Genomic DNA, 22,460 nt, shown 5'->3' with positions numbered 1-22,460 from the left:
TAAGAGTGACAGTGTGTTGTACCAGTGATTGTTATTGCGACACGGGAAAAACGATATGAGTGAAGCTAATACTGCTGGTGAACAGGGTGAAGCAGCTGCACCAGGCATGAACATCCTGGCTCAGTACATTAAAGACCTTTCTTTTGAAAACCCTAATTCTCCAAAGTCTCTTCAGCCAGGTGAACAGCCTAAGCTGGACATCAACGTAAACGTTGGTGCGAACCCAATTGGCGAAGACCAGTTCGAAGTTATTATTACTCTGAACGCAAAAGCGAACACTCCTGAGCAGGTTCTGTTTGCTGTTGAACTCGTTTACGGTGGCGTATTCCAGATCACCGGTGTTCCTCAGGAGCATATGCACCCGTTCATCCTGATCGAGTGCCCACGCATGCTGTTCCCGTTTGCTCGCAACATCCTTGCAGACACTACACGCAATGGCGGCTTCCCACCACTGCTGCTCGATCCAATCGACTTTGCAGCTCTGTACCGTCAGAACCTCGCTCAGGCTGCTGCTGCTCAGCAGGCACCTGCTGCAGGCGAGAACGGCGAAGCAAAGCCAAACTAAGAATTCTAAGTTCCGGCACACCGTCGGTACTTTGACAAAGCCACGTTGGATCCCAGCGTGGCTTTTGTTTTGCCTGCAATTCGATATTTCGATCTAGTAAGATATTTATGTTCGCCGCCTAGGATCTCCGCGTTAAACGGATAGAGGCCTCAAGAGACTTAAGATGCGGCATCCAAAACTTCGAAGTATCGCTGGTGCTCTGGGCATTGTTGCCCTCATGATGACACCTGTTGGTTCCCTTGCTCAGGACGAGCCAGAAATTGCTGGCCCGGAAGACTGGCACGCCTACAGCTTTTCTGCTGAGCAGATCACCGGAGACATTATTCTGGCTCCCGGGACGATCGAGATGGGCAAATCTGGAATTCTGACAATTACGGGCGTTGAAGGGTATACCCCCAACCTCTTCTCCTTCACTGGTGCAACGTCTCTCGACCTGCCAGAGGGCAAAGTTTTCTGCGAGAAAGACGTCGATAAAGGTTTCATGATCATCGACCGATCGCAGCCAGATTTTCTCGTGATTGATGTCTTTGGAGGTGATGTGCCGCCTGAAGCTGGCAAGAGTGTTGATCAGCAAGCCGGGTTCTGCGGTTCGTTTACCTACAATAAGTCGTAGGCAACCTACGCCCTGACTGTTTCAATCAAGGTAGTTCCAAATGAAAATCAAGATTACTTCTGTCTTTCTGGGTCTGTCTCTCGCGTCTATTCCACTTGCTTATGCTGGCGAGGCTCCTGATAAAAAATGGGGCGCCTCCAGCACCACCGCGACAAGCATTACCGGTGATATCGTCTTGGGGATGACCTCCATCACTATGGCGACAGGAAGTGTGCTGCATATTAAGCCTGTAGCCAGCGACGTTCCCAATCTCTACCGCTTTACGGGCGCTGATATGCTCATGCTGATCCGTGACAACAATCTCTGTTTGCCCGACACGACAGATGGCTACCTCGTTCTCAGCTACCCAAGCAAAAATATGCTGGCAATCGATGTTTTTGACGGAGACATGCCGCCTATGACGGTAGAAGGCATGGAGAGCCAGTCCAATTTCTGCGCTTCATACAGCTATGAAATGCCTAGCTAAAAGCTTCAGATTGTACCCAAGTAAGCGCTGTGCAAAATACGGAGCATTCTGACGGTTGCACGAGCCTGATATTCGAACCAAAGGCACTAACTTCTATTGGAAATACTGTAAGAGGTATCATGCCGCGCGAGATTTTCTCGTGACTGACCTCTTTGGCGATGATGTGCCACCTAAGGCTGGCAAGAGCGTTTGATCAGGCGAGCACCTTCAGCAAAGAATAAGATGAAAGATTCTGCGGCACGATCTCTGTGGAAGCTTGGTTGCGTTGGCTTTATCTATATGCGAAAAAACGAGAAATCGTTTTATGCGCGGCGCACTTATGCAAAACAAAGCCATCAGCTTTTACAAGAGATATAGTGGTCAATATTCTGAGCAGGAGCTCTTTGATCCGAATTCAATGCCGCTGACGCGCTTTGGTCTCATACGCAAGTATCTGAGCTTTGTGGTTTTCTATGCCTCTTATCCGTATGTAAGTAAATTGGTTGATGCCACAGCTCAAGATAGCTTGTTCATCAACTCAATCTATCTTGGCGGGTACCTTGTTTTAGCTGCCGTTTTATGGCCGAGACGCCTTAATATTTTAGGCTTCCTAACCCGGTATCTCTGCACCTGGGTTGTTGTCGTTTTATATTGGATGTTGATCATTTATCTGGTCTCACCAGACAAGCTCAGATTATTGGTTGCAGCTTATCCTTGGCTTACCAAGGCGGCCTATTTACCTTTTGCACTTTATGCCTTTCTTATGATCTGGCTGGCTCCTCCTTCCGAGAAACGCACATCAATCCGCAGCCAGCTCCGCGCAATAGGGCTCCGTTAAAGTTTGGACCCTTATTTCAACTGGTCTTCAATTGCTCTTGAGAAAAGCTAGTCTGTGCTGGAGTTTGTGGCATTCACGTGCTGCGCTCTAACATTTGATTTGAGTAGACCGATGCGATTTGATTGAATCCAGTCACATGGATCATGCTTTATCTCTTCTCTTGAGGCGGCGGTTTTTCTGCGATGTCTGAAAACGCATACGCACAAGAAGTTTGTTACAACTTGCGCGGTGGGAACCGGGCATTGCTGATGGATGCGTTTGCCACCGTTCGCAAAGAGGATTTCCTTTTCCCTCCCCCCTGGCGTGTAGCCATCACAACGCAGGGATATGGCCGCAGGGCGGTTCTGGAGGATCCTGAGGACCTTTATCAGGACATGCTGGTAGAGCTTGTGCACGAGGCCAATATCAATACTGGTCAGCCGTCTTTATGGGCGCAGATCTTCAACTGGTCAGATCTCAAACCGGGTATGGCAGTTTTTGAATCAGGCTCTGGCCTTGGTTACTTCACTGCCATCATTGCTCATGTGGTTGGTGCAGAGGGTTCTGTCTATTTCGATGAACCGCATGACAAACTGCATGATCCGTGCCGTGAGAATCTGGCGTCCATTGCGAACGTTCACGCAGACTACAGAGGCGCGCCGTTAGATCGGACCTACATTTGTTATGGCACAACAACAATCCCGGCCCAGCTTTATCGCAACACCAAGCTGCGGGGGCAAATTGTGTTTCCCTTTACCAATGACTGGGGGCATGGCTTCTTTATCAGCTTGAAGAAGAAAAAGAAGGTGTGTGAGCTGAAGGTCAGCTCCCCGTGTGCCTTTGTCGTCAGCCACACATACAAGAACAGCCCATTTACAGACGAGTTTGGCGAGCTCTATGACATGACGGTGGACATCAGCGTGGTTGAACAAGCACTGAATGATGACGTGCTGGATGTGGCGAAAATGATCCATTTGGCACTTGAAGCCAAGTCGAATTCATAGAGCACATCGCCCTCCAAAATCTTTAGTGGAGCGAATTCTTATGGTTTGATTGAAGCCAATCAGACACAAGGTACTTCAGCCATTATGCCGCATGGGAATCCTGCTTGCCAAACACCCGGCAGCTCTATAAGCTCAATGATGTTGCACAAGAGTGTGATGCCCGAAACGTAACCAAAGGAGGTGTTTGATGATTGTAATAAAGGTGCCTCAGGCAGGTTCGTTTAAATAGGCAACACGCCTTACCTGCCTGACCCACTTTGGGGTCCGTATGCGATGGCTACGGGGACCCCTTGGTGCTGTTCTATTTCAGGCAGATAAATGTCCCATAAATTGATTGAGCTGGGTTGGTCCGCTCATTTTATGATGCAGCTTCGCGATGACGAGCTGCAAACCCTTTCTGTTGCGCGCATTACTCAGGTTCATAGGAATCAGATGGTCGCTATCAGCAGCGAGGGAGAGTTTTCTTTGAGCGTCCCAGGCCATGGGTCTACCGGCTCTTATGCAGTAGGTGACTGGGTCATCTATGATTCTCAGTTTCAGGTTACACGTGTTCTTGATCGCCTCACTGTCGTGGAACGACGGGCAGCAGGCGAAGACGCACGGACGCAGCTGATTGCGGCTAATCTGGATGTGCTGTTCATTACCACCTCCTGCAACAAAGACTTCAACATTGCGCGCCTTGAGCGATATCTGGCCGTTGCCCAGCAAGCTGGCATTCAACCTGTTGTGCTGTTGACGAAAGCCGATTTAGTGGAAGACACGCGGGACTTCGAAGTCCAGGTGCAGAAGATTGACCCTTTATTGCCCGTCATCGCTCTTGATACCCGTAATTCCTCTCAAATCACGCCGCTCTTTGACTGGTGGAAAGCCGGGCAAACAGCTGCTTTGGTTGGGTCTTCTGGTGTTGGTAAGTCGACCATTCTCAACAGTTTGAGCGGTTCTTCGGCCAAAACCTCTGGCATTCGTGAAGATGATGCCAAGGGTCGGCACACAACGACGGCACGATGCCTTTACCCCATTGGTGAAGGACGTTGGCTTATGGACACCCCGGGCATGCGTGCTTTGAGGCTCTATGAGGTTTCTGAAGGCGTTTCGGCTGTGTTTCAGGATCTTGTTGATCTTGCTGAAGAATGCCGGTTTGGCGATTGCAGCCATGAAGCAGAGCCGGGTTGTGCCATCCAAACCGCGATTAAGGCGGGTGAGCTGGATGCAGCACGATTGAAACGCTGGCAGAAGCTGGTGCGGGAAGAGCAATACAACAGTGAGACTGTTGCTCAGTCCCGGTCCCGATCAAAGAATTTTTCGAAAATGGTCAAACGCGTGCAAAGCGGGAGCCGGCATATGAAAGGCGACGCCTGACACTCATCGTATGTGCTCCTGTAGATGCTCGTTTGCGGGAGCGCATTCTTACAGTTTACTTCCGTTTTCAGGGGGAGCCGACCCACGAATTTGGCAGTTTCCGTAGGTCGGCCAGATGTCCTTGAAGTGTTGTGTTGAGGCAACTTCAAGGACCTCGGGAGGTTTGTCCACTCGGTGGATATGCTGTCTGACCGAAGTGGTGACGCTCACCTTTTTTTCAACCGAATGCAGTGCTGCAATACCGTATTCGGCGTGGCAGCCTTGTTTGTGCAGCTGCTATAGATTGAGTGTTGCGCGGATCCATGAAACAAGCTGTCCTATAAAGAACAGCGCGAGATTTTTTTTTGGGCTAGGCGCTCACCGCGAAGCAGTGCAGGCCGGACACAGATTCGGGATTATCCGTCGTACAGCAGGGTTTTAGAGCACACTGTGTTCATTTGCGTTCACGCATCATGCTCTGACATCTTTGTTGGGACAAACTCTTATTGCTTGACTAAATCCAATCAAACAGAAGACGCTTTAGGCAACTCAACAAGGAAGGTAGTTTCTACACGGTCCGATAAAAATGTGAGAGAACCGTAGTGGGATTTCACCATGGATTGCACAATGCCAAGGCCCATCCCGGTACCGCCTTCTGAGCGGCGGGTTGTGAAGAACAGGTCAAAAATTTTGCCTGCGTTCCCCTCAGAAATCCCGCTTCCATTGTCGCAAATGTAGAATCGCAGGGATATCGACGTTTCTTCGATTTGGATAGTAACTTTCGTCGCCCCGTGGTTGATCGCATTGTCCACCAGGTTGAAGAAGATGATTTCTGCATTTTCAACCGTGATTGGTAACTGGACCGAAGACTGGCTCTCACGTTTTACTTCAAGGCTAGCATATTGATTTTGCAGGTGGTTGAGCAGGTTTCCCAGATCCAACTGACCCGTTGATTTCGGGTTATCTGCACGCGCCAGATGACGCAAGCGATCCAGCAGAGCTGTCACCCTGTCAGAATCCTTGAGGATGTTGTTCAGGAACCGGTCTCGCTGTTCCTTTGACATGTCCTCTCCAGACTCCAAGAGCAGCTCTACTGCGCCCTTGGTTGCCGTGATCGGAGATTTCAGTTCATGTGCTGCGTGTGAGGCAAACGTGGAGATGTAATCTGCTCTCTCGGATATCTTGCGTGCCATGGACAGGAAGCTATCGGCCAGTGAGGCAAACTCACGTGTGCCGTTGTGCTTGAGCGGTGCGATTGCATTTGCATCACCTGTACTGATCCGCTGTGTGCGTTCTATGAGCTCGTGGATTGGTTTTGTAATCACCCGCAGGAACACAAAGCCAATCAGCGCTGTCACCAGCAATGTGAATGCGCTTGCTATGGCAACAATTTCCCATTGCTTGAAGAGCTGCCGCATTGTGTTGCTTGGGGTTCTGGACGCGTAAATCACGCCGACAACCTTGTTCTGCAACATGACTGGCATTGCGGAGAAAATACGCGTTGCAGTTCCACGACTTAAGGATGAGAACGCCGGAGCCGGTTCGTCTGAAATTCGTTCTCGCAATACGCTTTTGTATTCACCTGAAAGGGCAGCGCGGACTTCTTCAATGTGACTTAGTGAGAGCCCCAGTTCACTGCGCCCAGCGATAACATTTCCTTTGTGGTCCAGTACCCGGAAACCAGCCAGAGTGACCTTTTGAGTTTCAACCAGTAACGGAGACAGGCGGCTCCCGATCTCTTGCATAACGTCACTTGATGGATCATGCGACGTGCGGGCTCTTGCCCGGCGTGGGTATGTTTTTGCAGAAAACAGATAGTTACGGGGTGCGATAGGTTTGTAGGGGCCATTTTCAATGGAGATGGCCGGTTCAACCTCAGCAAACTCACCGAGTTCTACCTCCTCTTGCTCGGCCACCATGCGAGACATGACAGCAGACAGGACAGCACTTTGAGCAATCAGCGCATTTTCCGTTTGCTGGAAAATCTGATGCTCGAAGATGCGGAAGAATAGGATGATTGCGAATGGCAGCAGGAGCACGCTCAGCAACACGGCAACAACAACCATGCTTAGGGTCGGGCGCCACTTTTTACGTGTTATGGCAGCCTTCATGATGCTGCAGACATAGCTGCTAATCGAAACCCGACAGCATGAACGGTTTCGATAAGATTGGGAGCCCCTGCATTCGTCAGCTTCGAACGCAGATTGCGGATGTGGCTGTCGATGGTGCGATCGGAGACATGGATGTTTGGCGGGTATGCCAGATCTATGATCTTGTCGCGTGAGAATGTCATTCTTGGACGATCGAGAAACAGTTTCAGGATCTCAAACTCGATTGATGTCAGCTCCACAGGGTGCCCGCGATACGTCACGGATCGATACGCAGCATCCAGCAGCACGCCTCCGGCCTCTCGTTGTGCAGTGGTTGTTGGCTCTGCGATCTTGGGGCCTTTCGTTCTCTTCAGGATCGCACCAATCCGCGCGACCAGTTCTCGTGGGCTGAATGGCTTGGTGACGTAGTCATCACCACCCATCTCCAAGCCGAGTATCCGGTCAATTTCTTCATCACGTGCGGACAGGAACAGGATCGGCACTTCTGAGTGCTTGCGGATTTCCCGACAGACCTCAAAGCCATCCATCTCTGGCATACCAATATCAAGGATAATGAGGTCTACCGGCTCGCTCCTGAAACGGGCAACAGCTTCAAACCCATCTTGAGCAACACTTGCGTTGTAATTGGCTTTTTCGATTGCGAAGGTGATGACATCGCGAATATGAGCGTCATCATCAACTACCAGAATATTTTGCATTATCAGAGGCCCGGATCATCACGATATCGAGTTTTACTGTCGCTCGGTTCGGTTTGCAACTTGCGGTTCGACCGGGATTTGCGTCTTGGCAATAGGTTTCGATTTGGTGGGTATCGGATTGCTTCTGAGATAGTTGACAAGAAGCTGATTTCTCAGGCTCCAAAGGCGCCAGTTTTCTATCTCTCGGAGTGAACGGTTTGCCAGGGAAAAACGCGCTTTTGATAACTCTAAAATTTCCTGAGTTGTGCGGAGGCTATCATTTTCCAGATCCTTGCGGATTTCAGCATCAATTGCCGGGATTGCCTGTGGCCCCAAATTGATCAGATACCATGTATCGAACCGTTTATTTTGGGCGTGGTTTACATTGTAGTGTGCGATGAAACCTGCGGTATTTGAAAGGCTGATGATGTAAAGCACGCCGACGACAGTGAGGATATTTACCTTCAGCAACCAACTGTTGTCACGGTTTTGAGCAAGCTTCACGATAATGGTGAGAACACCAACTAACACCAAAGCCACCCCAATTATCGCAAGGAGGCGTAAGTAGGTCATTGCGTAGACGTCGACATAATTGGTGAGGCGAGCGATACACGAGACGACAAGCAGAGCTGTTTGAACTGTCCATGTCAGCAAGAGCACTTTGATTAGCTTGGATTTTGCGGTTGGCGCGCCAGATCGACTGGCAATCAAGACAAAGAGAGCAGCAAGAAGGGCTGCGATAATAAGAGTGTACACGCCCTTATGTGCATAGTTTGCATAGGTCGTGCCTACAGGTAGTTTTTGAGAGCCCCACAGATAGAATGCGTCAAGCACGGATTGTACTGCAAAGAGGCCATTGAAAAGCACCAAGGACCGCACAACAGCTTTGTAACCAAAAATATCGTCCGTCAGTGTCCGGTAAGATTGGTTCGTTTCCAGCTCAGTTGCTTGTTTGACCTGTAGCTTTGCTTTCTCGGTTTTCAGTTTTCGTTTGAATTTCACTCGCAGAAACGGCCAGATCATTGCGAAGGCAATGCTCCAGAATACAATGCGGGCGAAATCAAGTTTTTCGAAGAACTTGCCAAGGTTGATGTTGAGCAACCACTGCTCGATGACCGGGTTGGAAGAGCTGAACAGGTAGAGGAAGACTGAGAACAGCGTCAAAGGCAGAAACCACGCAAACGCCAGTTTTGCATAGTTGGGCATGACTCGCTTACGCCGTTTCACACGTCCCAGCGTGATCATGTCCTTCACAAAGCCCAGCGGCCAACGGCGCAGGAAAATAAGCAGAGCTTTCACCAACTTCAAGTCGAAGGTATTTACGCGCAAGTTCATGATCAGTGCGCACATGGCGAGTGCGAGGACTGCGATCAGCCCGCTGAGAAAGTCCCATTGAAGCACACTTGGCGCAACACCAACAATCACAGTTAATACTGCGATCCATGCACGGTGGGCGCTCGCCCTGCTCGCGCCTGCCAGCATGATTGCAAAGGCAACCGCCACGATGAAGATGCTGAAGCCGATTTCTGCACGGTGGCCAAAGAACAGGAAATCTGCGAGCAGGCAAAGCCCCAGACCGAGGATAAGACGCGCCTGAATGCCAAGAACTGGCATCCATGATGGCATCTGCATACGAGAGGTCGATAACATTGATTTTGCCCCAAAATCACTTGAAAGAATGAAGTTGGGGGAGATCTACAGAGCCTGATTGCAGGGAGTTGGGCAAAACACATGAGATCGCGTGCAGATTTGTGCAGTTTTTGTGCAGGCAGCCTACACTGATGCGCAGACTGCCTTGGAGTTGCTGTGTAAGCCTGCTTAAGCCGCTTTGATGTCACCCAAGAACTGATCAATTTCCGTCCGGAGGTGGTCTGCTTCGGTGCGGAGTTCTTCGGAAGCAATCAGGACTTGCTTGGAGGTTACGCCGGTCTGTATGGCGGCTTCGTTCACCTTGGAGATGTTTTCCGTAACCTCCGCCGTTCCACCTGCAACTTCGCTGACGTTGGTTGCGATCTCCTGCGTGGCGAACTTTTGCTCGCTAATGGCGCTGGAGACGGCACTGGCACGTTCGTCGATCTCACGAATGATCTTGTCGATGTCTTCCATTGCCGTGAGAGAGCCCTCCGTTGCGCGTTGGATATCTGCAATCTCGTTGCGGATCTGCTCAGTGGCATGTGAGGTTTGTTCTGCCAGCGACTTCACCTCACTTGCCACCACAGCAAAGCCTTTGCCTGCAACCCCTGCCCGTGCAGCCTCAATTGTGGCGTTGAGTGCGAGCAGATTGGTTTGTTCAGCAATGTCTGTGATGATGCTGACCACGTCCCCCACGCTTTGCGCGGCCTTGCGCAGTTCTGCGGCATCAGAGTTGGCGCTGTGCACTTGTTCCACGGCTTCTGACGCCGCTTTTCGGCAATGGTGCATTTGATTGCCGATTTCAGCGACGGAGCTGTCGAGTTCCTCAGTTGCTGAGGCGACGGACTGGACACTGCGGGACGCTTCTTCAGCCGCGGAAGCCACAGCTTTGGACTGGGAGCTTGTGAGCTCGGAGATATTCGACATTTCCTGCGAGGAGAGCTGCATGGTCTGCGAGTTACGGCCCATGGTTTCCAGCACGTATGAGACAGCCTGCTCAAAATCAGCGATGCGCCCTTCCAGAAACTCACCGCGCTCAAGCTGTACGGCGTGCTGAGTATCTTGCTCCTGCTTGAGATCACGCGCCAGGATCATGTTTTCCTGAAACACGGATACCGCCTTGATCATTTGGCCGACTTCGTTTTTGGCAGGCTTTGACAGTTTGATGTTGAGATCACCGCTTGCCAGTTGCTCCATGGCTTCAATGATACCTGCGAAGGAACGTTGGATGGATTTGATAAGGATGAGAGACATCAAGAGCACCAAAAGGAAGGCAACCGCAGCGATGCTCATGTGCAGGGTCAAGCGTCTGTTCGCATTTGCCTGAAGTTGCTTAGTGTCAGCAATCAGGCTTGACGCTATGATATTTTCCAATGTCTTGAGCTGGTTGATCTTCTGGGACGCCGTCTCAAACCATTCCGGACCGCTGATCATTTCCAAGGCGGTCGTGGAGTTCGCCTCGCCCAGCGCGATATTGCGATAGGTGTTTAACTTCGTATTGGCAGCCCCTTTTTGCACCTTTGTGAAGTCCGCAAAAATCTCAGAGGTGGCGTAGGTCTGGAAGATATGGGTGAAGGACTCTTGTTCCACGATCAGTTTTTGGAATTTTTTTAAAGCGGCAGGCGGGAACGCGTTGCTTGCAAAGCCTGCTGCACCAACTGCCCGCTCCAGTCCAGCCCGCTCCTTTGCCAGCAGAAAAGCGTGATAGCTCACGATGCGGTCTACGATCTCCGCATTGGGACTGAGCTCGCTCATGGAGCCGATGATATCCAGCTTATCGGAGTTGAGCTGGGTGTAGAAACTGACAGCCTCTCCCAACTGAACATTAAGGGAATCTACATCAGCACGCATGGTAGGTGTCTTTTGCAGCTGCATGTTGATGCCTTCGAGATCCGCCGCAAATTCTGGCTGATAGATGGTCAGGTCAAAACCTTTTAGGAACTGCAAGTAGTCAATGCGCGCTGTATCGGTTGCCCGGCGCTGGTCTTTCAGATCATCTGCAAACTGCTGGCCCTTGCTGGCGAGGAACAAGGCAGTGGCCCCACGCTCCTTTTGCTGCTCATGCACAAGACTGCCGATTTTGACAGAAAGGCGGGTGAGCTGAGAAAGCGCTGCCAGCTTCTGCTCATCCTCGGTGTCTAACTTGATGAGCTGATAGAGAAAAACGAGAGCTGCAATACTTGGAATAACTGAGAGCAGTGTAATGGTATGAACAATTCTGAGCTTAGCTAAATATGCAAACATGATAATATGGGTCCGCTGAAATATAGCTAAGCATTTTCCCTTGTTTATTTATGGCCAGTTAACGATACAGGGACGATTTCATGCATGTGGGCAGCATTTGAAATCGTATGAAAGCTACATTCCCGATAGAGCCTTGTTCAGAAGTTCCTTTTCTGGAAATCAGTTCCTTTTGTTAATCAGATAAAAAATTTTAGTTATTTCGTATATTCTTAAAAAAGAAACATCAGTAAATTGATTAATCAGATCAGCAATTAGTCATAAAAAATCTACCAACCAAGTGAAGATTCGAAATCTAATATCAAAACAAGACCGCCTATACATTCTGATTAAGCGTTTTACTTAGATTAAGAGAATGCTCGACTTACGTTGCGTAGCATTCGCCAGGAAATGAACTTGTGGGCTGGGCCAACAGGCAGCATGTAGAGGTTTCCGAACCAGTTGTGAGTGATGACTGAGGACGTGATGCGCACCAGCGTCCTTTCATCTGCAGCATCGACACTGAGGGTGGTCATGACTGAGAGGTGCCTGTCTCTTGAGGTGAGCACCAATTCACGATCCTCGATATGCTCCACCAAGAAGAAGTCGAGATGTTCTCCCACGACCGGTGGTGTGGTCGTGCGTTTGCCTCCAAACCCCTTGATCTTTGTTACGCCCGCGAGCGCGGAGATTTGGTCCCGCACCCAAAATGCAGCACCTAGCCAAGCAGAGCGTTTGCTGAACAGGGCACGGTAGACCTCAAATGCGGTTGGCTGTGCATTTATGTTCAGAGAGTTGACGTGATAGAAGTTAAGCTCTTCGCGTGGAGCGACCAATTGAGGGGTCGGGAGAGATGAGGCCTCCAGCATGTCTGAAGCTCCTTTAATACTGCTATTCCTAATGGGACATGTTCTTTAGGGTAATCTAAAGTGCTTTTACGGGCAACGGACTAGGTCCTGTTATGCGACTGGTCTTAAACTGTTATAATATATTTCCCAGGCCATACTCTCGCCTTATGATTGCAGCACACTTTTTCATGCACCAGTTCGGTGTTTCTATTTTCATATTACTAGCAGACCACCTTGGGTTCTGAGATCACTTTGGGGAGTGAGGCTCAGTAAGACAGGCCTTTTTGTGTGGCACCGTACGCCTGGTGTGTTTGCTATTGGGGGATTTTATGAAGTCTGGTTTGCTTCGTGTTGCTATTGGATGTTCCGTTCTTTTCACTGCTCAGGCCGCTTTTGCATCAGGCCTTTATCTTGTGCGTGAAGACGGCAGTGAAATCACGGTTTATCTGAAATCACAAAGCCCGAAAGATGCAACGGACCTTCTGGTTCTCATTCAAGGCTCTGACTGCAACAGCGTTGCGCATAATACCCTGATCAACGAGCAGTTCTCGCAGGTTCTGCCCGAGGCGGATGTTCTGACCGTTGAAAAGTATGGCATCACCCCGGATCTCACATGGGATCGCAATGATGAGCGTGCGGACTGCCCAGCGGATTACATCGAGAATGATTCACCGGAACGCCGGACAGCAGATTACATCAAGACTATCAATCAGCTGAAAGAAGGCGGGACTTACGAACGCGTGTTTCTGCTGGGTGGCAGTGAAGGTGCTGTCGTGGCCAATTTGATTGCTGCAAAAACTGATTTTGTGACGGCCAGTGTTGCTCTGAATGGTGGGGGGCGTCACTTTATTGACGATATCCTGCACAACATGAAGTCCAGCGGCATGCCTGATGAGGCTTTCAAAGAAGCGTCAGAAGGGTTCCAAGGCTTTGCGCAGCAGGTTACCGCGAGCAAATCGTTTGAAGTCAACATGAGTGGGCACGGCTATAACTGGTGGAACACCATGCTAAAGCTAGATCAGCTGGAGATTCTGGCTCAGGTTGAGAACCCTGTTTTGATTGTGCAAGGCGGACAAGACCAGAGCGTTTCTCCTAAGGCAGTTGAGGAGCAGATTGCGAAACTCGCGGAGTTGAGCAAAACCAATATCACCTACAAATCCTATCCGGATATGACCCACTCCTTTAAAGGGGCTGAAGGGGAGAGCGCGGTCGGTCAAGTCATCACGGATATTCAAAGCTGGTTGGCACAGCTGGATTGATCCATCGAAGGGCAGTTTTCTGCCCTTTTCTTTTATGGTGGGGGATGGATTGTTAGTTGGAGGCCTGCTGATTAATGCAGTTCCAGCTTTGCCTTAGAGCTGTCCTGCGAATGACATATACCATCGCGCTTCATTTTGCGCTCGCATTGACGCTGGGAGGCAGGGGTAAACTTTGGCTTCCATGCGCGGACAATTTCTTTAAATTCTGCGAGGAACAGTTTGAGTTCTGTGGCATCAAGCTCTTCAAGAGCGATGCAGGAAACAACGGCAGGCTGGCCAAGGGCAACACGAATGAAGGTAAAGTGGTTCTTTGCGGTATGGTTCTCGTGCAGCATCTGAACCAAAACATGCTGCGGTACGTCGGTATCCTCTGAGAGGTAAGCCATCATCTTCAGGCGCTTGTCGCAGGCCCGCATGTGGATCTCAATATCATCCGCATTCAGCGTACACTCACCGTCTGCATTAAAGACAGGTGCTTCCATGCCGCCATCCGATGCAACTTTATTCATAAGTGTTTGCGGTGTCATATTCTGCAAGACAGACCATCCAATCCATTTGTTTCTATTGTGGCGGAAAACATCGAATATTCTCCTAAGAGCTCCGCGCTTTTGAGGCAGGAAGTTCTCGTCACCACTATGAATTGGAATAAGGGCAGAAACTGTCTTCTATGAGACACAAAGCCGTGATGGTCGCTCGAAAATCGTCAATCTTACCACCTAAATAACGTCGCTGTGATCCGGCCTGATCCGCAAAACTGCGAAAGCAGTCAGGTAAGTTGTGCAATCTGAAAAACACAACTCATACCGATCACATCTGCTGAACTCGGCGTCAGAGGGTTTGGATAAGTGTTGATAGGCGCTTTTGTGCCCGGTGCGTCTTTTGAACTGATGCCCGGGCATTCTCTTTTCAAACCAGCATCTTGGAGATGATGTTGATATTCTGGTCTTGATGATTTGCCTGTAATGCTTCAATCCCTGCCCGCATACCTTTGACCAGAGTATCGACGGACATGCTTGGTGCACCGAGGTTTTGGATCATAGCAGCAACCTCTGGCAAATGAGGCAGGTGCACCCAACCAGCCCGAACCGGGAGATTGTGTTTCGCAATGTGGTGCAGGACGCCATACATGAGATGATTGCAACAGAACGTGGCAGCTGAGTCCGAGATATCCGTTGGCACTCCAGCATCACGCATGGCTTGTGTCATGGCGCGCAGAGGAACAGTTGCGTAGTAGCCAACCGGCCCATCTGGCACGGTCAACTCGCCCTGAAGTGTGACACCTGCGGTGTCGGTTACGCCGTAACGAGCACAGTCGTTGAGGTTTTGCGCGAGGCGCTCCAGAGTGATCATGGAGCGACCACCATATTCGCCCAGCATGAGGACAGAGCTGGGTTTCAACTCTTCCATGGCGGCCACGGTTTCTTCTATACAGTGAAAATAGCTGCCGGAGACGATGCGAGAGACAATCTTAGCACCAGCGATCTCTTCACCATCCAGTGCCAGCGCAAGCTTTTCTGCCGGATTGGTGGGCGTATTGGCATAGGCGCCAAAGCCTGTGATGAGAATGGTTTCCACAAAATGCGCTCCCTCTCGTTTAGATCGCGCAAATGGTACCCAGAGCAGCTTAAGCCTTTGTTCAAGCATCCGACTTTTTTGAACACATCTCACCTTTAGAGCTTAGATAGATGCGGAATTTAAAGTTTTAAATGAATAGAGAGCGGTCTAGAATATACAAAATTTCTTGCTCTGGATTTTGATGAGATGGAACCTATTTCTCTTTTACTTTTACTTTTACTTTTAGTTTGGATGCTTTCAGCACCAGCACTTCTCATTTTATGGCTACGAAACCGAAGCCAACTAAAAAAGAAAGAAAAAGCACTCGAAGAAATACAAGAGCATTTCGCACCCGTTCTATCAGTTGAACAAGAAGTAACAACTCTAACGGCAGAAGTTGAGAAACTCGCGGAGAAGATTCAGGCAACCAGAGAAACATATTCTGAGAAAAGAAAGTACCTTGACGAGCTAACAGCTCAAGTAGCGATCTATGATGATCGCTTAGCATTTGCCGAGGTGGGTGTATATGAACCTCATTTCGATTTTGCAGATAGCGAAGAATATAAAGACGCCATCAAACACATTAGAAAACGCCAAAAAGATAAGGTTTCCTCTAAATCAGCAACGCGGTGTCCAGCTGACTGGACCGTAGAGGGAAGTCGATCTAAAGGCCAGACAATGGTAAACCGACAAACGCGTTTAACCATGCGGGCCTTCAACAATGAATGTGAAGCAGCGATCGCTAATACCCGTTGGAACAATGTTGTCGCTATGGAGCGCCGCATTCGGAACTCAGCAAAGGCGGTCAATAAAGAAAACTCTTCAATGCAATTGGAAATTAGCGATGACTACATTGCCTTAAAACTTGAAGAACTCTTTTTGACCCACGAATACCGAGAAAAGCAAAAACAAGAAAAAGAAGAACGCGCCGACTTAGCAAGGGCTGAACGTGAAGAGAAAAAGCTACTTGCAGAAGCTAAAGCTGCAGAGAAAGAAGAAGCAAAATATCTAGCTCTGATCGAAAAAGCTAGAAAAGAGGCCAATGTTGATGGCCTAACAGACAAGATGAAGCAACAAATCGAAGAACTAGAAAGCGCCTTAGCAGATGCTCATGCGGTTAGTGAGCGAGCAAAAGCAATGGCTGAGATGACTCGAAGCGGCTATGTCTATGTTATCTCTAACGTAGGTTCTTTCGGGGAGGAAATCGTAAAAATTGGCCTGACTCGAAGACTAGATCCATCAGACCGCGTGAAGGAACTTGGCGATGCAAGCGTACCATTCGCATTTGACACGCATGCAATGATTTACTCCGATGAAGCCCCAGCACTGGAAGCAGCTCTGCATAAAGAATTCGCCAACCAGCGTGTAAACATGGCCAACTTTCGGAAGGAGTTCTTCAAAATAAGTCTAGACGAAGTAGAAAAAGCTGTAGATGCTCTTGCCCCTGATGCGACTTTTTTCAAAGATCGCGAAGCGCAAGAATGGCATGAAACACTTGCTCGCAGAAACGAACTTCTCACGAGCAAGCCAGACAATACATTACCAGCGGAAATCTAAATTTTCTCGACTTCAATTGCTCCCTCTACAGAGCGCTCTCGATCTCAGCGACAACAGCTTCAGCTGCGGCGCGGGGCTCTTCGGCGCGGTAGATTGGGCGGCCTATGACGAGATAGTCGGAACCTGCCTTGATTGCGTCGTAGGGTGTCATCACGCGGCGCTGATCACCAGCATCTGCACCTTTAGGGCGGACGCCTGGTGTCACGATACAGAGCTTGTCGCCAACTTTGGCACGCATGGCGGCGGATTCCATTGGCGAGCAGACGATGCCACCGACGCCAGCAGTTACCGCATCAAGCGCACGCTGTTCCACCAAGGTTGCTGTAGGGCCGACGTAGCCCGCGTCTTTGAGGTCTTGCTCATCCATTGAGGTGAGCACGGTGACGCCCAACAGGCAGAGGTCTTTGTTGCCGACTTCTTCCAGTGCCTTTACAGCAGCGCGCATATTTTTCGGGTAAGCGTGCACGGTCATGAACTTCATGCCCATTTTTGCAACGTTTTTCACTGCGCTGGTGATGGTGTTGTCGATATCCAGAAGCTTCACATCCAGAAAGATGGAATGCCCTTCCTTCGCCATCTCTTCAGCAAACTGAAGACCACCTGCGAACTGGAGTTGCATGCCAATTTTGTAAGTGCCGACAAGTCCTTGTGTTTGTTTGACGAGCTGGCGGGCCTCATCAACTGTTGGAACATCCAGAGGGAGGATCAGGCGATCGACTGCACTTGCTGGGCGATAAGACATGCGAGGCTCCAAATATCTGCTAGATAAACGGCTCAGTTCCTAACAGTTTGTGCCGAGAAATACCAGAGGGAGTAGCAGATCCTAGCTTTTTCATCTTTGGGTATTTTCAGCGATCCCTTAGCCTGTTAAAACGGCGCGTCTTTAAATGCTTGTGCAGGGGTTTTGCATGAGTATAAGGACTATAAACTTATCAAGGGACATCCCATGCGTCAGGCCACTATTGCCCGCGGCACAAAAGAAACGACGATCTCTGTTTCCATCAATCTGGATGGCACAGGCAAGTACGACATCAAAACCGGTGTTGGTTTCTTTGATCATATGTTGGAACAACTTTCCCGACATTCGCTCGTGGACATGACGATCCGCGCAGATGGTGACATCCATATTGACGACCACCACACCACCGAGGATGTGGGCATTGCTCTGGGGCAAGCGTTTAAAGAAGCGCTTGGCGACATGAGCGGCATCACCCGCTATGCAGACACGCACCTTGCGATGGATGAAGCCCTGACCCGTGTGGCTCTGGATGTCTCCGGTCGTCCTTTCCTTGTCTGGCAGGTAGATTTCCCACGGGACAAGGTTGGCACGTTTGATACTGAGCTTTTTGAGGAGTTCTTCCGTGCGTTTGCCATGAATGCAGGTTTTACTCTGCACATTGCAAACCTTTATGGCACCAATTGCCATCATATTGCGGAAACATGCTTTAAAGCAGTTGCGCGTACTGTACGCACAGCTATCGAACCAGATCCACGTCAGAGTGGACGCGTGCCAACTACAAAAGGTCAGCTTGGCAGCTAACCTTTTCGGCCCGCAGCTCTGCTTGTTCAGGGAGAATGCAATTGGCTGTCTATTATGTCATGACCGAACCAGGGGTTTCACTTGACCACCTGAAGGACGAGGACGCACGAAACATCAAGTTCGTGAAAGACGGTTTCTCGTGGTGGGCGATGCTCTTTCCGCTGCTCTGGTCTTTGTACAACCGGATGTGGCTGGTCTTCCTCGGGTATCTGGCAGCTATCATTGCACTGGTGTTTGTTGCTGAAGCCTTTGGGTCTACCACTGGCGGCTTTATCACCGTGCTCGCCACTTTGTTTTTTGCAATGGAAGCCGGGTTCCTGAAAAGCTGGAGCCTGCGCCGCAAAAACTGGCAGACTGTCGGGTTTATCTCTGCCGCCAATCTGGATGAGGCAGAAATTCGTTTCTTCGACCGCGTTTCCAAAACCAAAAGTGAAGTGCGGCTTCCACAGGGGCCAGTGGCCCCACACACCAGCGACACTGACGTCGTTGGAATGACACTCAAGCGATAACAGGAGTTTCTTCATGAGTGTGGCAATTATTGATTATGGTTCTGGCAACTTGCGCTCCGCGGCAAAGGCGTTTGAGCATGCAGCCCATAACCATCATCATACTCATGAGGTTACGGTGACTTCTGATCCTTCAGTTGTTGCCAAAGCTGACCGTATCGTTCTGCCCGGTGTTGGCGCATTTGCGGATTGTCGCCGTGGCCTGTTGGCGCTGGATGGCATGGAAGAGGCATTGGCGGAAGCTGTGCTCACCAACGGTAAACCCTTTATGGGGATTTGCGTGGGCATGCAGTTGCTGGCGACTCGTGGGCTTGAATTTGAGAAGGCGGAAGGGCTGGACTGGATCAGTGGTGATGTCACCGCGATGAAACCAGCTAATCCTGAGCTGAAAATTCCTCACATGGGTTGGAACACCATCAACGTCACCGGCGATGAACATCCGGTGCTTGAAGGCATCAAAACCGGCGGTGATGGCCTGCACGCCTACTTCGTGCACTCCTATCACTTTGCGACCGAGAACCCTGAACACCGTTTGGCGAGCTTTGACTATGCGGGTGAGTTCACTGCGATGGTTGGCCGAGACAACATGGTTGGTACGCAATTTCACCCGGAAAAGAGCCAGAAGCTCGGTCTCTCTTTGATTTCCAATTTCCTGAGCTGGGCGCCGTAACGGCTGCCCGCTTTCAGTGACACAGACAAGTCCAAGGACAGAATTATGATTATTTTTCCAGCGATTGACCTTAAAGGCGGCCAGTGCGTTCGTTTGAAACTGGGCGACATGGATCAGGCAACCGTGTTTAACGATGATCCGGGTGCACAGGCGAAGGCGTTTCAGGACCAGGGCTTTGAATGGCTGCACGTTGTTGACCTTGATGGTGCGTTTGCCGGTGAGACTAAGAACGGCGAAGCTGTTGATGCGATCCTTGCCAACACCACCAACCCGGTTCAGCTGGGCGGCGGTATCCGCACTATGGAACACATCGACAACTGGCTGGCAAAGGGCGTTGCACGCGTCATTCTTGGTACCGTAGCCCTGCGCGATCCTGAGCTGGTGAAGGAAGCTTGCAAGAAGTACCCTGACCGCATTGCTGTTGGCATTGATGCCAAAGGTGGAAAGGTGGCTGTTGAGGGCTGGGCAGAAACCTCCGAACTGAACGTGATTGAGTTGGCAAAGCAGTTTGAAGATGCTGGCGTTGCTGCAATCATCTACACCGACATTGACCGTGATGGTGTGCTGAAAGGCCTGAACATTGAAAGCACGCTGGAACTGGCCAATGCAGTGAGCATTCCGATTATTGCTTCCGGTGGTCTGGCTGACATCAAGGACATTGAGCGTCTGGTGGAAACGGATTGCGATATTCTAGAGGGCGCGATTTCTGGTCGTGCGCTGTACGACGGTCGTCTTGACCCTGCTGAAGCGCTAGATCTGATCAAGAAAAGCCGTGAGGGCCTCGCATGACCCTGAAGGCGCGCATTATTCCATGCCTTGATGTGAAGGATGGCCGTGTTGTGAAAGGCGTCAACTTTGTTGATCTGATCGATGCTGGCGACCCTGTTGAGGCAGCTAAAGCTTATGACGCAGCTGGTGCAGATGAGCTGACGTTCCTTGACATTACAGCCTCCAGCGACAACCGCGACACCATCTATGATGTTGTGCAACGCACTGCTGAAGCCTGCTTTATGCCAGTGACCGTTGGCGGCGGCGTACGCACTGTTGAAGACATCCGCAAACTGCTGATTGCAGGGGCCGACAAAGTTTCAATCAACACCGCAGCGGTGAAAAATCCTGAGTTTATTCGGGAAGCAGCTCAGAAATTCGGCAGCCAGTGTATTGTTGTCAGCATTGATGCCAAGCGCGTTTCTGCTGAAGGCGAAGAAGAGCACTTTGAGATCTTCACCCATGGTGGCCGGACGCCAACCGGCATTGATGCTGTTGAGTTCGCTCGTAAGGCAGTGGATCTGGGCGCTGGTGAGCTGCTTGTTACATCTATGGACCGCGATGGCACGCAAGAGGGCTACAATTTGCCGCTTACCCGTGCAATTGCGGATGCTGTACATGTACCTGTGATCGCCTCCGGTGGGGTTGGAACTCTGGATCATCTGGTTGAGGGTGTTCGTGATGGACACGCGACTGCTGTGCTTGCTGCTTCAATCTTCCATTTTGGGACTTACAGCATTGAAGAGGCCAAGCAACACATGGCAGATGCTGGAATTCCTATGCGTCTGGATAAGTAAATTTCGCTCAGGTATTCAGAGTAAACCTGAAGCGGCCTCAACAAGGCTAGCCAAATGACCAATTTTACCCTTTCGGACCTAGAGGCTATTGTTGCTGCACGTGCGAACAGTGACGATGAAATGTCATATACCCGCAAACTCATTTCAAAGGGCGTTTCCAAGTGTGCACAGAAGCTTGGAGAGGAAGCCGTTGAAACTGCGATTGCAGCCGTAGAAGGTGATAGGGACGGCGTTGCTTCTGAAGCAGCTGACCTGCTGTATCATCTACTTGTTGTTATGAAGGTTTCCGATGTGTCGCTGGATGAAGTTCTAGCTAAGCTTGCAGCACGCACCGGACAAACTGGACTGGAAGAAAAAGCGTCCCGTACGGACGACTAGTTTTCTTCCAGTCACGCGAAGTGGGAGGCACGAGGGGCCTTGAGCGCTAACGCTATGCATAAAGAACTCACTCCAGTGCAAGAGCTGGACCTGTCCCCCTACTCTGTCTTTACAGAGACTGAATGGGCATCTTTACGCGCAGACACACCAATGACGTTGAGCATGCAGGAAATTGAAGACCTGCAATCGCTCAATGATTTTGTGTCTCAAGAGCAGGTGAAGAATATTTATCTGCCTCTATCTCGTCTGCTGACCTATTACGTGGAAGCTTCCCAAAGCCTTCAGTTTGCGACGAAACGCTTTTTGGGCATGCAGTTGACCCGAACGCCGTTCATCATTGGTATTGCGGGCTCGGTCTCTGTCGGCAAGTCAACGACAGCCCGCCTGTTGCAGGCACTACTTTCGCGTTGGCCCGCCAGCCCGAAAGTAGACCTGATTACCACCGACGGATTTTTGTATCCTAACTCTGTTCTGGAAACAGAAGGCTTGATGCGTCGGAAGGGCTTTCCTGAGAGTTATGACCGCTCTGCACTGCTCAAATTTCTGACAGACATCAAGGGTGGGGAGCGCAAAGTTCGTGCCCCGATTTACTCTCATTTCTTCTATGATGTGATGCCGGGACAGCATGTCACAGTCGAACAGCCAGATATTTTGATCGTCGAAGGGCTGAACGTTTTGCAGACTTCGCATCAACCTAAAGCGGCCAAGGCAGTGCCCTTTGTCTCTGATTTCTTTGACTTTTCCATCTACATTGATGCGGAAGAGCAAGTGCTGCAACGCTGGTATCTGGAGCGTTTCATGCGTCTGCGTGAGACGGCATTTCGAGATCCCGGTTCATATTTCCATAAATTTTCCACAATTTCGAATGATAAGGCGCAAGAGATCGCGAAGGACCTTTGGCAAAACATCAATCTGGAGAACCTTCGCCAGAACATCTTGCCGACGCGACCACGCGCTGATCTGATCCTGACAAAGGGAACAGACCACAGCATCGAAACCGTGGCGCTGCGCAAGATCTAAACGAGCAAACGCGCTCTTACATTGCTGACTGACAGACTGGCACCGAGAGGCAGGCGCCAGCCTGTATTGCATGTGTTTGAGCGTTGAGTGCCTGCAGGCCTTCCCCGGAAAGCTTGCTGGAAAGTTTTGCCTGCCGGCGTG

Annotated in this window: 23 protein-coding genes; 15 read left to right on the top strand and 8 right to left on the bottom strand. The window is 50.3% G+C overall.

Annotation, left to right across the window (positions count from 1 at the left end; translation table 11 throughout):
- Window positions 1-55 precede the first annotated feature (55 nt).
- The 6 genes from secB to rsgA all read left to right on the top strand — a co-directional run bounded on the left by secB (window position 56) and on the right by rsgA (window position 4,803).
- Window positions 56-565 carry a protein-export chaperone SecB gene (gene secB, locus PsAD26_RS02605; protein WP_063294263.1) on the top strand — a complete coding sequence of 170 codons (510 nt, stop codon included), beginning with the start codon at window positions 56-58 and terminating at the stop codon, window positions 563-565.
- Between the two features lie 163 nt (window positions 566-728).
- Window positions 729-1,178 (top strand): hypothetical protein, encoded by a 450-nt coding sequence (locus PsAD26_RS02600; RefSeq protein WP_063309146.1) that lies wholly within the window; start codon window positions 729-731, stop codon window positions 1,176-1,178.
- Between the two features lie 40 nt (window positions 1,179-1,218).
- On the top strand, window positions 1,219-1,644 hold the full coding sequence (locus PsAD26_RS02595; protein WP_063309145.1) for a hypothetical protein: 426 nt from the start codon (window positions 1,219-1,221) through the stop codon (window positions 1,642-1,644).
- A 304-nt stretch (window positions 1,645-1,948) separates the two neighbouring features.
- A complete protein-coding gene (locus PsAD26_RS02590) occupies window positions 1,949-2,461 on the top strand; it encodes a hypothetical protein (protein ID WP_063309144.1) in 513 nt (170 codons plus the stop codon).
- A 182-nt stretch (window positions 2,462-2,643) separates the two neighbouring features.
- Window positions 2,644-3,444 carry a protein-L-isoaspartate O-methyltransferase gene (locus PsAD26_RS02585; protein WP_063309143.1) on the top strand — a complete coding sequence of 267 codons (801 nt, stop codon included), beginning with the start codon at window positions 2,644-2,646 and terminating at the stop codon, window positions 3,442-3,444.
- Window positions 3,445-3,762: 318 nt separating this feature from the next.
- The gene (gene rsgA / locus PsAD26_RS02580) at window positions 3,763-4,803 is read left to right on the top strand and encodes a ribosome small subunit-dependent GTPase A (RefSeq protein WP_063309142.1); all 1,041 of its coding nucleotides are present in this window, start codon (window positions 3,763-3,765) and stop codon (window positions 4,801-4,803) included.
- 503 nt (window positions 4,804-5,306) lie between these two features.
- On the opposite strand, the gene PsAD26_RS02575 is transcribed toward rsgA, so the two are convergent.
- The 5 genes from PsAD26_RS02575 to PsAD26_RS02555 all read right to left on the bottom strand — a co-directional run bounded on the left by PsAD26_RS02575 (window position 5,307) and on the right by PsAD26_RS02555 (window position 12,291).
- A complete protein-coding gene (locus PsAD26_RS02575) occupies window positions 5,307-6,893 on the bottom strand; it encodes an ATP-binding protein (RefSeq protein WP_063309141.1) in 1,587 nt (528 codons plus the stop codon).
- Window positions 6,890-7,591: a response regulator transcription factor gene (locus PsAD26_RS02570; protein WP_063309140.1), complete on the bottom strand. Its 702-nt coding sequence runs from the start codon at window positions 7,589-7,591 to the stop codon at window positions 6,890-6,892. Before PsAD26_RS02570 ends, PsAD26_RS02575 begins: the two co-directional genes overlap by 4 nt.
- A 33-nt stretch (window positions 7,592-7,624) precedes the next feature.
- On the bottom strand, window positions 7,625-9,220 hold the full coding sequence (locus tag PsAD26_RS02565) for a DUF4173 domain-containing protein (protein ID WP_208985465.1): 1,596 nt from the start codon (window positions 9,218-9,220) through the stop codon (window positions 7,625-7,627).
- A gap of 168 nt (window positions 9,221-9,388) precedes the next feature.
- Window positions 9,389-11,446, bottom strand: a complete 2,058-nt coding sequence (locus tag PsAD26_RS02560; protein WP_063309139.1) for a methyl-accepting chemotaxis protein — start codon at window positions 11,444-11,446, stop codon at window positions 9,389-9,391.
- A gap of 344 nt (window positions 11,447-11,790) precedes the next feature.
- Complete coding sequence (locus PsAD26_RS02555; protein ID WP_063309138.1) at window positions 11,791-12,291, bottom strand: DUF2867 domain-containing protein; 501 nt, start codon at window positions 12,289-12,291, stop codon at window positions 11,791-11,793.
- A 308-nt stretch (window positions 12,292-12,599) separates the two neighbouring features.
- Here PsAD26_RS02555 and PsAD26_RS02550 point away from each other — a divergent pair, with 308 nt between their 5' ends.
- Window positions 12,600-13,529: a prolyl oligopeptidase family serine peptidase gene (locus tag PsAD26_RS02550; protein WP_063309137.1), complete on the top strand. Its 930-nt coding sequence runs from the start codon at window positions 12,600-12,602 to the stop codon at window positions 13,527-13,529.
- Window positions 13,530-13,600: 71 nt separating this feature from the next.
- Here PsAD26_RS02550 and PsAD26_RS02545 read toward each other — a convergent pair whose 3' ends face one another.
- Both PsAD26_RS02545 and pcp read right to left on the bottom strand, forming a co-directional pair.
- Window positions 13,601-14,038 carry a type III secretion system chaperone gene (locus PsAD26_RS02545; protein ID WP_153041440.1) on the bottom strand — a complete coding sequence of 146 codons (438 nt, stop codon included), beginning with the start codon at window positions 14,036-14,038 and terminating at the stop codon, window positions 13,601-13,603.
- A gap of 397 nt (window positions 14,039-14,435) precedes the next feature.
- Window positions 14,436-15,104, bottom strand: a complete 669-nt coding sequence (gene pcp / locus PsAD26_RS02540) for a pyroglutamyl-peptidase I (RefSeq protein WP_063309172.1) — start codon at window positions 15,102-15,104, stop codon at window positions 14,436-14,438.
- A gap of 186 nt (window positions 15,105-15,290) precedes the next feature.
- Between pcp and PsAD26_RS02535 the strand changes: the two genes are divergently transcribed.
- Complete coding sequence (locus PsAD26_RS02535) at window positions 15,291-16,640, top strand: DUF4041 domain-containing protein (protein WP_063309135.1); 1,350 nt, start codon at window positions 15,291-15,293, stop codon at window positions 16,638-16,640.
- A gap of 25 nt (window positions 16,641-16,665) precedes the next feature.
- On the opposite strand, the gene pyrF is transcribed toward PsAD26_RS02535, so the two are convergent.
- The gene (gene pyrF, locus PsAD26_RS02530) at window positions 16,666-17,382 is read right to left on the bottom strand and encodes an orotidine-5'-phosphate decarboxylase (RefSeq protein ID WP_063309134.1); all 717 of its coding nucleotides are present in this window, start codon (window positions 17,380-17,382) and stop codon (window positions 16,666-16,668) included.
- A 204-nt stretch (window positions 17,383-17,586) separates the two neighbouring features.
- Here pyrF and hisB point away from each other — a divergent pair, with 204 nt between their 5' ends.
- From hisB to coaA, 7 genes are read left to right on the top strand one after another with little or no spacing between them, the layout of a single operon-like run.
- A complete protein-coding gene (hisB, locus tag PsAD26_RS02525) occupies window positions 17,587-18,180 on the top strand; it encodes an imidazoleglycerol-phosphate dehydratase HisB (protein ID WP_063309133.1) in 594 nt (197 codons plus the stop codon).
- A 35-nt stretch (window positions 18,181-18,215) separates the two neighbouring features.
- A complete protein-coding gene (locus tag PsAD26_RS02520; protein WP_063294277.1) occupies window positions 18,216-18,689 on the top strand; it encodes a DUF2628 domain-containing protein in 474 nt (157 codons plus the stop codon).
- 13 nt (window positions 18,690-18,702) lie between these two features.
- The gene (hisH, locus tag PsAD26_RS02515) at window positions 18,703-19,356 is read left to right on the top strand and encodes an imidazole glycerol phosphate synthase subunit HisH (RefSeq protein WP_063309132.1); all 654 of its coding nucleotides are present in this window, start codon (window positions 18,703-18,705) and stop codon (window positions 19,354-19,356) included.
- Window positions 19,357-19,401: 45 nt separating this feature from the next.
- Window positions 19,402-20,145 (top strand): 1-(5-phosphoribosyl)-5-[(5-phosphoribosylamino)methylideneamino]imidazole-4-carboxamide isomerase, encoded by a 744-nt coding sequence (gene hisA, locus PsAD26_RS02510; protein WP_063309131.1) that lies wholly within the window; start codon window positions 19,402-19,404, stop codon window positions 20,143-20,145.
- Complete coding sequence (hisF, locus tag PsAD26_RS02505) at window positions 20,142-20,921, top strand: imidazole glycerol phosphate synthase subunit HisF (RefSeq protein ID WP_063309130.1); 780 nt, start codon at window positions 20,142-20,144, stop codon at window positions 20,919-20,921. Before hisA ends, hisF begins: the two co-directional genes overlap by 4 nt.
- A gap of 54 nt (window positions 20,922-20,975) precedes the next feature.
- Complete coding sequence (locus PsAD26_RS02500) at window positions 20,976-21,299, top strand: phosphoribosyl-ATP diphosphatase (protein WP_057463034.1); 324 nt, start codon at window positions 20,976-20,978, stop codon at window positions 21,297-21,299.
- Window positions 21,300-21,353: 54 nt separating this feature from the next.
- Window positions 21,354-22,319, top strand: a complete 966-nt coding sequence (coaA, locus tag PsAD26_RS02495; protein ID WP_063301698.1) for a type I pantothenate kinase — start codon at window positions 21,354-21,356, stop codon at window positions 22,317-22,319.
- The last annotated feature ends 141 nt before the right edge of the window (window positions 22,320-22,460 follow it).

Source organism: Pseudovibrio sp. Ad26, assembly GCF_001623285.1.
GTDB classification, from domain to species: Bacteria; Pseudomonadota; Alphaproteobacteria; order Rhizobiales; family Stappiaceae; genus Pseudovibrio; species Pseudovibrio ascidiaceicola.
The sequence above is the reverse complement of the archived record's forward strand: the minus strand, read 5'-3'. Positions and strand labels throughout refer to the sequence as shown.